General features: G+C 69.2%; 13 protein-coding genes. 4 read left to right on the forward strand and 9 right to left on the reverse strand.

Translation table 11 applies throughout. The features are described 5' to 3' along the window. Positions 1-27 precede the first annotated feature (27 nt). The 8 genes from AC6CR5_RS05295 to AC6CR5_RS05330 all read right to left on the reverse strand — a co-directional run bounded on the left by AC6CR5_RS05295 (position 28) and on the right by AC6CR5_RS05330 (position 8,609). Complete coding sequence (locus tag AC6CR5_RS05295) at positions 28-1,020, reverse strand: ABC transporter ATP-binding protein (RefSeq protein WP_020927668.1); 993 nt, start codon at positions 1,018-1,020, stop codon at positions 28-30. Beyond that, complete coding sequence (locus AC6CR5_RS05300) at positions 1,017-2,030, reverse strand: ABC transporter ATP-binding protein (protein ID WP_054507530.1); 1,014 nt, start codon at positions 2,028-2,030, stop codon at positions 1,017-1,019. The genes AC6CR5_RS05295 and AC6CR5_RS05300 overlap by 4 nt, the downstream gene beginning before the upstream one ends. Before the next feature lie 10 nt (positions 2,031-2,040). Next, positions 2,041-2,916: an ABC transporter permease gene (locus AC6CR5_RS05305; RefSeq protein WP_006384227.1), complete on the reverse strand. Its 876-nt coding sequence runs from the start codon at positions 2,914-2,916 to the stop codon at positions 2,041-2,043. 13 nt (positions 2,917-2,929) lie between these two features. Then, positions 2,930-3,865 carry an ABC transporter permease gene (locus tag AC6CR5_RS05310; protein WP_006384226.1) on the reverse strand — a complete coding sequence of 312 codons (936 nt, stop codon included), beginning with the start codon at positions 3,863-3,865 and terminating at the stop codon, positions 2,930-2,932. Positions 3,866-3,971: 106 nt separating this feature from the next. Next, positions 3,972-5,549, reverse strand: a complete 1,578-nt coding sequence (locus AC6CR5_RS05315) for an ABC transporter substrate-binding protein (RefSeq protein WP_498085306.1) — start codon at positions 5,547-5,549, stop codon at positions 3,972-3,974. A gap of 50 nt (positions 5,550-5,599) precedes the next feature. Then, positions 5,600-7,045, reverse strand: coding sequence for a M81 family metallopeptidase (locus AC6CR5_RS05320; protein ID WP_498085307.1), 1,446 nt, complete (start codon positions 7,043-7,045; stop codon positions 5,600-5,602). A gap of 29 nt (positions 7,046-7,074) precedes the next feature. Next, a complete protein-coding gene (locus AC6CR5_RS05325; RefSeq protein ID WP_006384223.1) occupies positions 7,075-7,452 on the reverse strand; it encodes a RidA family protein in 378 nt (125 codons plus the stop codon). Positions 7,453-7,463: 11 nt separating this feature from the next. Further along, positions 7,464-8,609 (reverse strand): NAD(P)/FAD-dependent oxidoreductase, encoded by a 1,146-nt coding sequence (locus tag AC6CR5_RS05330; RefSeq protein WP_498085308.1) that lies wholly within the window; start codon positions 8,607-8,609, stop codon positions 7,464-7,466. A 119-nt stretch (positions 8,610-8,728) separates the two neighbouring features. On the opposite strand from AC6CR5_RS05330, the gene AC6CR5_RS05335 reads away from it, so the two are divergent. Beyond that, entirely contained in the window at positions 8,729-9,076 is a 348-nt protein-coding gene (locus AC6CR5_RS05335; protein WP_047990775.1) for a hypothetical protein, read from the forward strand. Between the two features lie 115 nt (positions 9,077-9,191). On the opposite strand, the gene AC6CR5_RS05340 is transcribed toward AC6CR5_RS05335, so the two are convergent. Further along, entirely contained in the window at positions 9,192-9,926 is a 735-nt protein-coding gene (locus AC6CR5_RS05340) for a GntR family transcriptional regulator (protein WP_047990776.1), read from the reverse strand. Positions 9,927-10,144: 218 nt separating this feature from the next. Between AC6CR5_RS05340 and AC6CR5_RS05345 the strand changes: the two genes are divergently transcribed. The 3 genes from AC6CR5_RS05345 (at position 10,145) to AC6CR5_RS05355 (ending at position 13,179) form a co-directional block, all read left to right on the forward strand. Further along, the gene (locus tag AC6CR5_RS05345; RefSeq protein ID WP_024068858.1) at positions 10,145-10,996 is read left to right on the forward strand and encodes a fumarylacetoacetate hydrolase family protein; all 852 of its coding nucleotides are present in this window, start codon (positions 10,145-10,147) and stop codon (positions 10,994-10,996) included. 16 nt (positions 10,997-11,012) lie between these two features. Continuing rightward, entirely contained in the window at positions 11,013-12,011 is a 999-nt protein-coding gene (locus AC6CR5_RS05350; protein WP_054481333.1) for an ornithine cyclodeaminase family protein, read from the forward strand. A 67-nt stretch (positions 12,012-12,078) separates the two neighbouring features. Beyond that, a complete protein-coding gene (locus AC6CR5_RS05355) occupies positions 12,079-13,179 on the forward strand; it encodes a cupin domain-containing protein (protein WP_054481335.1) in 1,101 nt (366 codons plus the stop codon). Positions 13,180-13,204 lie beyond the last annotated feature (25 nt).

The following is a 13,204-nucleotide window of genomic DNA, read 5'->3' on the forward strand; positions in this document are numbered from 1 at the left end:
ATCTCCGGCGGGGCGATCAAGTGGCGATCAAGTGGCGAAATGGCAGGCGACCAGCTGGCCGGAGCCGACCGGGCGGGCGATGGGGGTTTCCTGGGCGCAGCGCGCCTGGGCCAGCGGACAACGGGTGCGGAAGGCACAGCCGGACGGCGGCGCCAGCGGGCTGGGAATCTCGCCCTTGAGCACCGCCACGGGGGCGCGTTCGCCCCGGCGGGCCGAGGGCACCGCGGCCAGCAGGGCGCGGGTATACGGATGCGACGGACGGTTGAACACCGCATCGCGGCTGCCGCTCTCGACGATCCGCCCCAGGTACATCACCGCCACCTGGTGGCTGATGTGCCGCACCACGCTCAGGTCATGCGAGATGAACACGTAAGTCAGCCCGAGGTCGCGCTGCAGGTCCATCAGCAGGTTGATGACCTGCGCCTGCACCGATACGTCCAGCGCCGACACCGGCTCGTCGCAGACGATCAGGCCCGGTTCCGGCGCCAGGGCGCGGGCGATGACGATGCGCTGGCGCTGGCCGCCCGAGAACTCGTGCGGGTAGCGGTCGGCGGCGTCCGGGCGCAAGCTGACGCGGGCCAGCAACTGCGCTACCCGTTCGCGGATGGCCTCGCGGCCGTAGCCGAAGTTGCGCAGCGGCTCGCCGATGATGTCGCGCACCCGCATGCGCGGGTTCATCGACGAGAACGGATCCTGGAAGATGAACTGCATGCGCCGCCGCATGGCGCGCAACTGGCCGCTGTTCATCGCGGCCAGGTCGGCGCCTTCGAGCAGGATGCGGCCCGCGGTGGGATCGGTCAGGCGGATCAGGCACTTGCCGGTCGTGGACTTGCCGCAACCGGACTCGCCCACCAGGCTCAGGGTCTGGCCGCGCGCCACCGAAAGGGACACGCCGTCCACGGCGCGCAGCACCTTGCCGCCCTCCAGCGGGAAGTGCTTCTTCAGGTCGGTCACCTGCAGCATGGGCGTGGCGGAGGCCGCGGCGACGGCGGATGGGAAGGGGGCGTCGTGCAGGTTCATCGCGGGTCTTGCTCCATCTTGGCGGCCGGCGCGGGCTGGCGCGCCCAGCACCAGACACGGTGGCGGTCGCCGCCGGCAACTTCCGGCGGCGCCTCCTCGGCGCAGCGCGGCAGGGCCTCGGGACAGCGCGCCGCGAAGGCGCAGCCGCGCGATTCGGGCGTCACCACCGGCACGATGCCGGGCAGCTCGGCGAGGCGGGCGCTGTGGTCCTGGCCATCGACGAAGTCGGGCAGCGAGCGGATCAGCGCCTGGGTATAGGGATGGGCGGCGCGGTCCAGCACGTCGTCGACGCTGCCTTCCTCGACCTTGCGGCCCGCGTACATGACGATGACGCGCTGGCACATCTGCGCCACCACGCCCAGGTCGTGGGTGATCAGCACGATCGCCGTGCCCAGCCGCGCCTGGATGTCGCGCAGCAGGTGCAGGATCTGCGCCTGGATGGTCACGTCCAGCGCGGTGGTCGGTTCGTCGGCGATCAGCACCTTGGGCTGGCAGGCCAGCGCCATGGCGATCATGGCGCGCTGGCGCATGCCGCCGGACAACTGGTAGGGGTATTCATGCACGCGCCGCGCCGGGTCGGAGATCTGCACCAGTTCCAAGAGCGCCTCGGCCTGCTTCATGGCCTCGCGCCGCGACAGGCCCTGGTGCAGCATCAGCGGCTCGCTGATCTGGCGGCCGATCGTGAAGACCGGATTGAGCGAGGTCATGGGCTCCTGGAAGATCATCGACAGCTGGTTGCCGCGCACCGCCCGCATGGTTTTCTCGGGCAGGGCCAGCAGGTCGCGGCCGTCGAATTCGACGCGGCCGCGCGCCACGCGCCCGGGCGCGCGCAGCAACCGCATGATGGACAGCGACGTAACGCTCTTGCCGCAGCCGGATTCGCCCACCAGGCCAAGCGTCTCGCCCGGCATCAGGTCGAACGACAGGCCGTCCACGGCCAGCACCGTGGTGTCATCGCCCTCGAAACAGGTGGTCAGGTCATTCACTTGCAGGACAGGTTGGGATGGCATGCGCGCGCTCCTACAGCTTTTTCGCCAGGCGCGGATCGAGCATGTCGCGCAGCCCGTCGCCCACCAGGTTGACGGCCAGCACGGCCACGCCCAGGAACAGGCCCGGGTAGAGGATGATGTGGAACGCCACCGCGACGAAGTTGCGGCCTTCGGCCATGATGTTGCCCCAGCTGGGAATCTGCGGCGGGATGCCCACGCCCAGGAAGCTCAGCACGGCCTCGGTCAGGATGGCCGAGGCGGCGATGAAGGTGGCCTGCACCATCAGCGGCGCGAACAGGTTGGGCAGGATGTGGCGCAGCAGGATGGCCGGCACGCGGGTGCCGGCGGCCACGGCGGCCTCGATGTAAGGCTGTTCGCGGATGGTCAGCACCAGGGCCCGCACCAGCCGCACCACGCGCGGCACTTCCGGCACCACGATGGCCACGATCACGGTGGCCAGGCCGCCCTTGAGCGTGGCCATCAGCGCAATCGCCAGCAGCACGCCGGGAATCGCCATCAGGCCGTCCATGATGCGCATGATCACGGCGTCCAGCCGCCGGAAATAGCCGGCCAGCATGCCCAGCAGCACGCCGCCCGCGGTCGACACCAGCGCGACCACGACGCCGACCAGCAGCGACACCTGCGCGCCCCACAGGGTGCGCGCGTACACGTCGCGGCCCAGCGCGTCGGTGCCGAAGAAGTGTTCGGCAGACGGCGGCTTCATGCGCGCCAGCGGGTTGATGTCTTGCGGATCGATCGAGGTCAGCCAGGGCGCGGCCACGGCGATCACGGCCAGGGCCAGCAGGATCGCGGCGCCGACGTACAGCATGGGATGGCGCCGCAGCGAACGGACGGCGCGCCGCCAGCGGGGGCGCGGCACGGCCAGGGGCAGGGTGGTGGTGGTCATGGATCGCCCCTTTTCAATAGCGGATACGCGGGTCGAACAGGCGGTAGCTCAGGTCGACCAGCAGGTTGATCAGCACGTAGATGCCCGAGGCCACCAGCAGCACGCCCTGGATCACGGGGTAGTCATGGCGCAGCACGGCGTCGATGGTCAGGCGGCCCAGGCCGGGAATGGCGAACACGGTTTCCGTGACCACCACGCCGCCGATCAGCAGCGCCACGCCCACGCCGATGGTGGTGACGATGGGATTGGCGGCGTTCTTGAGCGCGTGCCAGACGATCGGCCCGGCCGCCAGGCCCTTGGCGCGGGCGGTGCGGATGTAGTCTTCCGACAGCGCCTCCAGCATGGTGGCGCGGGTCATGCGGGTCAGCAGGGCCATGTACACCAGGCCCAGCGACAGACAGGGCAGCACCAGGTGCCGCAGATAGGGCACCAGCCCGTCCGCCAGCGGCTTGTAGCCCTGCACCGGCAGCCAGCCCAGCTTGATGGAAAAGCCGTAGACCAGGCTGTAGCCGATCAGGAACACCGGCACCGAGAACGCGCAGACCGCGCCGATCATCACCACCCGGTCCAGCCATTTGCCGGCGTTCCAGGCCGCCAGCACGCCCAGGGGTATCGCCGCCAGCACGGCGAACAGCATGGTGAAGGCGGCGATCGACAGGGTCGGCCCCATGCGCTGGCCGATCAGTTGCGCCACGGGCATCTGGGTGGCGATGGATGTGCCCAGGTCGCCGGTGGCCAGGTGCCCGACCCAGATGCCGAACTGCGTCAGCAGCGGCTTGTCCAGGCCCAGGTTCTGGCGGATCTTTTCCACGTCCTCGGTGGTGGCGTTGTCGCCCGCGATCACCGCCGCCGGATCGCCCGGCGACAGGTGGATCAGCAGGAACACCACGACCGCGACCACGGCCATGACGGGTATGACGGCCGCGATGCGGCGCAGGATGGTTTTCACGCTGGGTTTCCCCCCGGCCGGGCGCGGCGCGCGCGGAGCGCTTCGCGGCGGCCTGATTGTCCGGGAGCGGGGCGCGCCTGCAGACCACGCGCGGCCCCGCGCCGCATCATGGTTTTTCGACGTTCCACATGACCGGAATGCCGGTCTTCATCAGCTCGGTGTGCGTCAGCCCGCGGATGGCCGACACCGGCTTGAATTCGCCCCACATCACGTACGGCACCGACTCGTAGGCGCGCGCCTGCAGCTTCTCGGCGATCTCCTTGCGCTTGGCCGCATCGGGCTCCTGGATCCACTGGGTGCGCAGCGTGTCCAGTTCCTTGTCGCAGGGCCAGCCGGGCAGGCTGTTGCCGCAGGCGGCCGACAGCCATGGATTGGTGACCGGCGTGCTGGCATCGTAGTACCCGCCCCAGGTCAGGAACAGGTTCCAGCCGCCCTGGTCGGGCGGGTCCTTCTTCAGGCGGCGCGCCGCCAGCGAGGCCCAGTCCATGGTCTGCAGGTCGACCTTGAGCCCGGCCTTCTTCATGTTCTGGGTCAGCACCATGACGGCGGGCGCGCTGATGTGGTCGGTGGGGTAGAGCACCACGATCTTCTCGCCCTTGTAGCCGGCTTCCTGCAACAGCTGCCTGGCGCGCGCCAGGTCGGGCTTGGCGTAGGGCGCCGCGCCCGCGTCGCTGGCCAGCGGCGAGCCACAGATGTACAGCGTGGCGCAATAGTCGACCCGGTACTTCTCGGGGTAGCCGATGGCCGACAGCATTTCCTTCTGGTTCACCAGGTAGTACAGGGCCTGGCGCGCCTGCGGCTTGTCGAACGGCGGATGCAGCGCGTTGACGATGGCCATGCCCTGCGTGGCCACCGAGGTGCTCAGCTTGATGTCCGGGTTGCTTTCCAGCACCGGCAGGAAGTCCGGCGTGGTCTGCTCGATCATGTCGACTTCGCCGTTCATCAGCGCCGCCGTGGCGGTGTTGCCGTCGGGAATGTAGATCCACTCGACCCGGTCGACCTTGGTGACCTTGCCGCCGGCCAGGCCGTCGGCCGGTTCGTTGCGCGGCACGTACGCCGGGTTCTTCACGTACACGACCTTGTTGCCGGGCACCCATTCATCCCGCTTGAACAGGAACGGACCGGAGCCGACCATTTCCGTCACCGGCGTGTTGGCATCGGTCTGCGCCAGGCGCTTGGGCATGATGAAGGGTGGCATGCCGGACGGCTTGGCCAGCGCATCCAGCACCAGGCCGAAGGGCTGCTTGAGCGTCAGCGAAAAGCTGTCGGGACCGGTCGCGGCCAGCTCCGCGCCCGCCGCCATCAGGGCCTGGCCCAGCGTGTCCTTCTTGGCCCAGCGTTGCAGCGACGCAATGCAGTCCTCGGCCGTGACCGGCGTGCCGTCGTTGAATTTCAGCCCCGGACGCAGCTTGAAGGTCCAGGCCTTGCCGTCGGGCGAGGCGGTCCAGCTTTCGACCATCTGCGGCTTGGGCTGGCCGTGGCTGTCCTGCGCGAACAGGGTGTCGAACACCATGTAGCCGTGGTTGCGCGTGATGTAGGCGGTGTTGAACAGCGGGTCCAGCGTCTTCAGGTCGGCGTGCGGCACCATCCGCAGCGTCTTGCCTTGCGCCTGGGCCGGCTGGCCCGCGGCCAGGCCGAGGGCCAGCAGCGCGGCGGCGCCCAGCAGGCTGAATCGTTTCATCATGGTCATCCCCTTGTTTTCTCCGGTTGCCTGCGTGGGCAATGGGTTGGATATCAGCCCTTGAAGGGCCATTTCGGCAGCTTGCGCTTGGTGAACGGCAGCGCGTTGTAGTCCTGCGTGATCGCCCCGGGCGTCTCGACGTAGATGACGTGGCGGCCGAGCTTCGAGTACGAGGCGTAGAAATGCTGCGACGACTTCGGAATGACCAGCTTCATCGCGCCCAGGTCCACGCCGAACTGCGTAAACAGGTCGATATCCATGGCCTGGGTGCGGTTGGTGGTCATGACGATGGTCACCCCCTGGCTGCGCACCACGGCCACATCGCCCAGCAGCGCGGGCGTGCCGGCCAGGCCGGTCATGACGGCGTCGCGCTTGAGCGCGACGATCTCACAGGCCAGGTCCAGCGGCTGGCCCGACACGGGCGCCACCTTGCCGCCGATGCGCAGCTTGATCTGCGCGCCTTCGCCGGCCTCGAAACAGAGCTGCACCGCCACCGGATCCCAGAACGGGCCGGTCGCCACGTCCTGGATGCCGCGCGCCAGCACGCGCTCCAGAATGAAGGTGGCGTCGCTGGGCGCGCCGCCGCCGGCGTTGTCGGCCGAGTCGGCCAGCACTACCGGGAAGTCGGCCAGCGCCAGCGCCTGGTCCAGGGCTTCGTCGGCGCCGGGATAGGGCGGCGCCAGCTGGTCGCGAAAGCCGATGATCTCTTCGCCCAGCGCGCGCGCCAGCCGTTCAGCCTGGCCGGCGTCGCCATCGGTGTAGACCAGCACCTTGGAACCCATGTCGGGCGTGTCGCCCCACGGGAAGCCGTGGGCGATCGATACCGACAGCACGCCTTCCTTGCCTTCCATCGCCAGCAGGCGGTCGACGAAGCTGCGCATCGGCTCGCGGCTGGTGTGCATGATGGAGATCATCTCGCAGTCGAAGACCGCGCGCGTCGGCTTGATGCGGCCCTCGGCGCGCGCCACGCACAGGTCGACCAGGTCGTAGGCGCGGTCCAGGATGTCGGTGTGCGGATATTCCTTGAAACAGACCAGGAAATCGGCGCTGTTCACCATGGCGTCGGTCAGGTGGCAGTGCGGATCCAGCTCGGCGCCGATCACCGTGTCGGGGCCGACGATCTCGCGCGCCCGCCGCAGCAGGTCGCCTTCGCAGTCGTCATAGCCGTCAGCCACCATGGCGCCGTGCAGGCCGAACAGCGCGATGTCGACCTTGCCGGCGCGCCGCAGGTCGTCGAGCAACTCGTCGCGCAGGGTCTCGTAGGCGTGGCGCGTGGTCAGGCCGGCCGGCGTCGCGCCCGCCGTCATGCCCTCGATCAGCGTCCAGTCCTTGCCCTGGGCGCGCTGGCGCGCGGCCCACAGCGGGCCGGAGAACATCTGCATGCGGTCCGGGTGCTGGCCGGCCGGGTAGTAGCCGCGCGCCCGATAGGCCGACAGGCCGGTCGGGATGGGGGAAAAGGTATTGGTCTCGGTCGCCAGGGACCCGGAAAAAATCTTCATGCGCTCGCTCCGTTCTGGATGGTTGCCCTTCAGTCGTTTCCGATATACGCCTGCACTTCGATCTCCACGTCGACGTTCAGGGCCAGCGCCGACGCCACCGTCGAACGCACCGGCAGCGCCGCGCCGAAGAACTCCTTGTAGACCTCGTTGAAACCCGCGAAGTGGCCCATGTCCGACAGCCACACCGTGGCCTTGACCACCTGGTCCAGGCGCGCGCCGCCGGCCGCCAGGCTTTCGACGATGCGCTCGCAGGCCGCGCGGGTCTGGGTCTGGATGTCGCCGCGCACCACCTCGCCGGCGGCGCTCATCGGCACCTGGCCCGAAAGGAACAGGAAGCCGCCGGCCTTCACGGCCCGCGAAAACGGGAACGGCAGGCTGCTGGGCAGACGCTGGATGGCTTGGCTCATGGAACGGGCTCCTATCGGGAAGGGGAGAAACGGGCCGGCGACAGGCGCGCGGGGTCGACGCCCTGCGCGGTCAGGCTGGCGTTCAACGGCAGGTCGAGCAACAGGTCGGCCGCCAGCTGCGAGACGCCCGCGGCGGACTGGATGCCGTAGCCGCCCTGCGCCGCCAGCCAGAAGAAGGCGGGGGTGGCGCTGTCCCAGCCGATCACGAAATCGCCATCGGCCACGAACGAGCGCAATCCGGCCCAGGTGTGGCGCGGACGGCGGATGGTCAGCGAGGTGGCCGCTTCGATGCGGTAGATGCCGGTGGCCACGTCCAGTTCCTCGGGCACCACGTCATGCGCCGGGACCGGGTCGGCATTGGCGGGCGAGCCGAGCAGTTGGCCTGCGTCGGGCTTGAAATAGAAGCTCTCGTCCACGCCCACCACGGCGGGCCAGTGCGCGAAATCGACGTCGTCCGGCCCGGTGAAGGTGAAGGCGGTGCGGCGGCACGGTTGCAGGCCCACGGGCCGCACGCCGCACAGTTCGGCGGTGTGGTCGGCCCAGGCGCCGGCGGCGTTCACCAGCACGCGCGCCCGCAGCGACTCGCCGCCGGCCAGCGTCAGGGTCCAGGCGCCGTCCTCGAACGTGGCGGTAACGAGTTCGGCGTTGTTGCGCAGCGCCGCGCCCTGGCGCGTCATGCCGCGCAGGAAGCCCTGGTGCAGCGCATGCACGTCGATGTCGCGCGCATCCGGTTCCTCTATCGCGCCGCAAAGCTGGTCGGGGCGCAGGCAGGGCACCCGCGCCAGCGCCTGTTCGGCGTCGATCAGCGTGACGTTGGGCGACTGGCTGCGGAAATCGTCATAGACCTCGCGCAGCAGGTCCTGCTGGCCCGGCGCGGCGATGTACAGCACGCCGCGCGGGCTCAGCAGGGGATGCTCGCAGAAGCCTTGCGGCGGATGTTCGTAGAAATCGCGGCTGGCGCGGGTCAGCGCCTTGATCTGGGCGGTGCCGTAGGTCTCCATGAACATGGCGGCCGAGCGGCCGGTGGAGTGGTAGCCGGGCTGGGCTTCGCGCTCCAGCACCACGACGGAGGCGGACGCGCTCAGGCGGTAGGCCACGGATGCGCCGGCGATGCCGGCGCCGATGACGGCGTAATCGTATTGGGGGTCTGCGGCCATTTTGTCGGAAGCGAGAATTCTCTTATTTGATAATTCTCGAATACGATAGTTGTTTGGCATGGGGCGGGTAATAGGGGTTGTCCCGAGGGCCGGTCCCCGGGCCGCGTAAAATCGCGGCCATGCTTCCCACTCAAGTCATCGTTGCGCTGCTCGTGCTGCAGCTTGCCCTGGTCGTTCCGCTGGTCGCCGTCGTGATCCAGCTGCTGCGCCTGTTCCACTGGCGTTTCCGGGCCGATCCGCAGACCCGCGGCGAACGCCCGCATTTCACCGGTCCGGTGCTGGCGCTGCTGTTCAGCGCGCTGGCCGCCAGCGACTTCATCGGCTACGAGCCGTTTCCCACGCTGTCGCGCCTGAATCCGGTGCCGCTCGGGGCGCGCGCCTACTTCACGGTGGCGATGCTGGCGCTGGCGGTATGGTGCTGGGCCTACGCCGGCGCCATCCGCGAGCGCGTGCGCCGACTGTTCTGAACGCAGTCTTGCCTGTGGCGGCCGCATCGGGCCGCCGTTTGGATGCGTCGCCCCGGCCCGCATCAGGCCGGCGGGCAGCCCCCAGGCCTCGCGCTTTCAAACCGGCGGCGCGGCCCTAGGCCGCCGCGCTGTCGGCCGGCAGCGCCGGCCCCGACACGCCACCGCGCAGCGATTCCAGCAGCACGCGCTTGTTCTCGCGGCTGCGGTAGGCGTGTTCGCGCATCAGGTTCTCGGCGCGCGCGGCTTCGCGCCGCGTAATCGCCCGCAGCAGGTCCTCGTGGTCCGATTGCGCCCGCAGCACGAAGGGCGTCTCCAGCAGGGAAGGGGTGGACGGCAGCGTCAGCGCGGCGGGGCCGGCCAGCGGCGTCTTGTTGTTGTGTTCCAGCGCCGACAGCAGGGCGCGGTTGCCGGCCGCTTCGCACAGGATCTCGTGGAAGCGGCGGTTGATCTGGCCCCAGGCGCGCGCATCCACCGTGGTCTTGGGGTCGCGCCGCGCCGGCGCCAGCAGGGCGCGGCCTTCCTCCACCGCCTGCGACAACTGTTCCAGCACCTCGGCGCTGGCGCCGCGCTCGGCCAGCAGCCGCGCCGCCATGCCTTCCAGCACCCCACGCACTTCGACCGCGTCGCCGATTTCGTCGACGGTGAAGGCCCGCACGCGAAAGCCGCGCGAGGGCAGGCGCTCCAGCAGGCCTTCCTTTTCCAGCTCGGTCAGGGCGATGCGCAGCGGCGTGCGTGACACGCCCAGGCGCGCCGAGAACTGCAGTTCCACCACGCGTTCGCCGGGTTGCAGGGCGCCGGAAAGCACCATGTCCCGGAGTTCGGAAATCACTTTGTCGATCTGAGCGGCCATAGCGGATCGTCGGCTGAAACGTATCTGAAGGGGCCTCCAGTGTACCTACAAAATTGCATGCAATTGCGCATCAAAAAAACAATACGACCTTGCGATTTATCAAAATTGCATGCAATAATTCGGAAAAACAGCGGTCACGGCACTTAAAAGCCACTGAATGCATGCAATGCGTCACTCAATTGCATGCCAGTAGCACCGCCCACAGGACAGGAGACAAGATGAAGCTGATCAGCTTCGAGCACGCGGGCCAGCCGGCCTGGGGCATGCTGCGCGACGCCGAGGTCGTGCCGTTGACGCGGTACTGGCCCGACCTGGCCACGGCCCTGGCGGCGGGGGTGGCGCAGATCGCGCAAGCGGCCGCGCGGCACGAAGGCCCCGGCATCGCGCTGGCGGACCTGCAATGGCTGCCGCCGGTGCCGGCGCCGCGCAAGATCCTCTGCGTCGGCCTGAACTACGGCCGCCACGTAGCCGAGGCCGGGCGCGAGCTGCCGCGCCATCCCTCGCTGTTCGCCCGCTATCCCGACAGCTTCGTCGGCCACGGCGCGCCGGTCTGGAAGCCGCGCGCCTCCGAGCGCTTCGACTACGAGGGCGAACTGGCGGTGGTGATCGGGCGGGCAGGGCGCCACATCGCGGCGCGCGACGCCCTGGCCCACGTGGCCGGCTACACCTGCATGGCCGAAAACTCGGTGCGCGACTTCCAGAAGCACAACGCCCAGGTCACGCCCGGCAAGAACTTCGAGCGCAGCGGCGCGATCGGCCCCTGGCTGGTCACCGCCGACGAGATCGGCGACCCCGCGCGCCTGCGGATCGAGACGCGCCTGAACGGCGAGCCCGTGCAGCAGGGCGAGCTGGCCGACCTGATCTTCCCCATTCCAGAACTGATCGCCTACATCAGCGCGTTCACCCCGCTGGCCCCCGGCGACGTGATCGCCACCGGCACGCCCGAAGGCGTCGGCGCCAGCCGCCAGCCGCCGCGCTTTTTGGCGGCCGGCGACACGCTGGAGATCGAGGTGCCGGGCGTCGGCACGCTGCGCAACACGGTGGCGGACGAACCCGTCCACCCTCAATGAAACGAAGGACACAGGCATGACCGAAGCACTGCGGTATCTCACCGAAAAAGACGTGGTGGCGGCGCTGACCATCCCGCGCGCCATCGAGGCGCTGCAACGCATGCTGGTGGCCCAGGCGCGCGACGGCGCGCGCAACGTGCCCAAGGCGCTGGCCACCTGGGGCGACGGCAGCTCGATGCATGCATTGGGCTCGGTGCAGCCCGGCCCCGGCGGTTATGCCGGCTTCAAGACCTGGGTCCACACCAAGGCGGGCGGCGGGTCGCTGTTCAGCCTGTTCGACGCCGACACCGGCCTGTTGCGGGCGGTGATCGAAGCGCGCGCGCTGGGCATGTTGCGCACCGCCGCCATCAGCGGCGTGGCCACCCGCGCCCTGGCGCCCGAGAGCGCTACGCAGGCCGCCCTGATCGGCACCGGCCCGCAGGCAGTGACGCAACTGGCCGCATTGGCCGCGGTGCGCAAGCTGCGGCGCGTGCGGGTCTACAGCCCGACGCCGGCAAAGCGCCGCGCCTTCGTCGATGCCGTGTCCGGCAAGTACGCCTTCACGATCGAGGAATCGCCCACGCTGGAACACGCGCTGGCCGGCGCCGAGATCGTCACGCTGATCACGCGTGCCGTCGAACCGTTCGTCGACGCGGCCCAACTGGCCGACTGCCGCCACCTGAACGCGGTGGGCGCGATCCTGCCGGCCAAGGCCGAGTTCGCCCAGGACGTGTTCGAGCGCGCCGACCGCGTGGTGGTGGACGACCTGGAAAACGCCCGGCGCGGTTCGCGCGAGTTGCGCGAACGCTATGGCGCGGACGGCGCGCCCTGGGACGGCGTGGCGGTGTTGGGCGAGCTGCTGGCACGCGGCGAAACGCGCGCGCCGGATGCGCGGCTGACGCTGTTCAAGGGCATGGGCATGGGCCTGTCGGACCTGGCGATGGCGCAGGTGGCGTACGAACACGCCCGCGACCATGGCCTGGGCGTTGCCTTGCCGCCGCAGACCCGCGACAACCTGCTGCTGGCGCAGCCCTGATTTCGATTACCCCCTTCAAAGCATCATGACGCCGGCGCGCACCGCCCGCCGGCCACAGGAGACAGACATGTTCGTCGACGTCAGCGGGGCCGCGCCCCGCGAACAGAACAAATGGCCATCGATCGTGATCCCCAAGGAAGCGATCGACCTGGAGATCGCCCGCCTGATCGACGCGCCGCGCCCCGACAACGGCCGCCGTGCGTCCCTCATCGTGCATCCGCAGGCGACGGCGCCCGGCCTGGGCCTGGCTCCCGGCACGGATGTCACCATCAACGTCGTCAATCCCGGCGAACGCACCTTCAACCTGCGCAAGAACTCCAACATGCTGGAGATCTGTATCAGCGGCGAAGGCGTGGCCACGGTGGCCGGCCGCGACATCGCGGTGAGCCGCTGGGACGTGTGGAACACGCCTGCGATGCAGGTGCATTCGTACCGCAACGAAGGCAATACTCCCTGGGTGCGGCTGTCGTACTCGAACGCGCCCCTGCTGGAAAAGCTGGAGATCCACTACGTCGAGGAATTCGAGGGCGACGTGCCGCCGGCCGACGCCAACACCCGCCCGGCGCCCGCGCGCTCGCCCGAGTCGGTCCGCGCGCGTGACCTGGCGCTGCGCGAACAGATCACGCCGGAAGGCGCCTGGCTGATGGGCTACGAGTGGCTGATCGACATCGACGTGCTCGAATCGAAGGCGCTGCACTGGCCCTGGGCGGCGGTCTCGCGCCACCTGCCCAGCGTCGAGGACATGGCGCGCGGCTACAACGGCCGGCGCCTGTTCGTGCTGTACAACCCGGCCACCGAGCGCCGCATCGGCACCACCCACAGCTTCTTCGCCACCATCTCGTCGTCGCCGCCGGACAACCACCACGTGCCGCACCGCCACAGCTCGTCGGCCATCAACTACTACCTGCGCGGCAACGGCTACAGCAAGGTCAACGGCGTGCGGCTGGACTGGAAGGCCGGCGACCTGATCCTGTCGGCGCCCGGCTGGGCCATGCATTCGCACCACTCGGGCACCGAGACCACCTCGGCCCTGACGGTGCAGGACCATCCCTTGCAGATCGCCATGGAATCGCTGATCTGGCAGGAGCGCATGCAGGAACCGATCCTGGCGCTCGGCAGCCAGGGCGGCTTCGAAAGCAACCTGGCGCAACTGGCCGCCGCGTCCTGAACGCGCCCGCCGCATCCCGGAAATT

Source organism: Achromobacter sp. EG18 (assembly GCF_059759395.1).

What these genes read in the sequence shown, in the direction of transcription:
- AC6CR5_RS05330 (WP_498085308.1), bottom strand. Translation starts at nt 8,609, where the DNA reads ATGGCCGCAGACCCCCAATACGATTACGCCGTCATCGGCGCCGGCATC.
- AC6CR5_RS05345 (WP_024068858.1), top strand. Translation starts at nt 10,145, where the DNA reads ATGAAGCTGATCAGCTTCGAGCACGCGGGCCAGCCGGCCTGGGGCATG.
- AC6CR5_RS05325 (WP_006384223.1), bottom strand. Translation starts at nt 7,452, where the DNA reads ATGAGCCAAGCCATCCAGCGTCTGCCCAGCAGCCTGCCGTTCCCGTTT.
- AC6CR5_RS05355 (WP_054481335.1), top strand. Translation starts at nt 12,079, where the DNA reads ATGTTCGTCGACGTCAGCGGGGCCGCGCCCCGCGAACAGAACAAATGG.
- AC6CR5_RS05335 (WP_047990775.1), top strand. Translation starts at nt 8,729, where the DNA reads ATGCTTCCCACTCAAGTCATCGTTGCGCTGCTCGTGCTGCAGCTTGCC.
- AC6CR5_RS05295 (WP_020927668.1), bottom strand. Translation starts at nt 1,020, where the DNA reads ATGAACCTGCACGACGCCCCCTTCCCATCCGCCGTCGCCGCGGCCTCC.
- AC6CR5_RS05320 (WP_498085307.1), bottom strand. Translation starts at nt 7,045, where the DNA reads ATGAAGATTTTTTCCGGGTCCCTGGCGACCGAGACCAATACCTTTTCC.
- AC6CR5_RS05305 (WP_006384227.1), bottom strand. Translation starts at nt 2,916, where the DNA reads ATGACCACCACCACCCTGCCCCTGGCCGTGCCGCGCCCCCGCTGGCGG.
- AC6CR5_RS05340 (WP_047990776.1), bottom strand. Translation starts at nt 9,926, where the DNA reads ATGGCCGCTCAGATCGACAAAGTGATTTCCGAACTCCGGGACATGGTG.
- AC6CR5_RS05300 (WP_054507530.1), bottom strand. Translation starts at nt 2,030, where the DNA reads ATGCCATCCCAACCTGTCCTGCAAGTGAATGACCTGACCACCTGTTTC.
- AC6CR5_RS05315 (WP_498085306.1), bottom strand. Translation starts at nt 5,549, where the DNA reads ATGATGAAACGATTCAGCCTGCTGGGCGCCGCCGCGCTGCTGGCCCTC.
- AC6CR5_RS05350 (WP_054481333.1), top strand. Translation starts at nt 11,013, where the DNA reads ATGACCGAAGCACTGCGGTATCTCACCGAAAAAGACGTGGTGGCGGCG.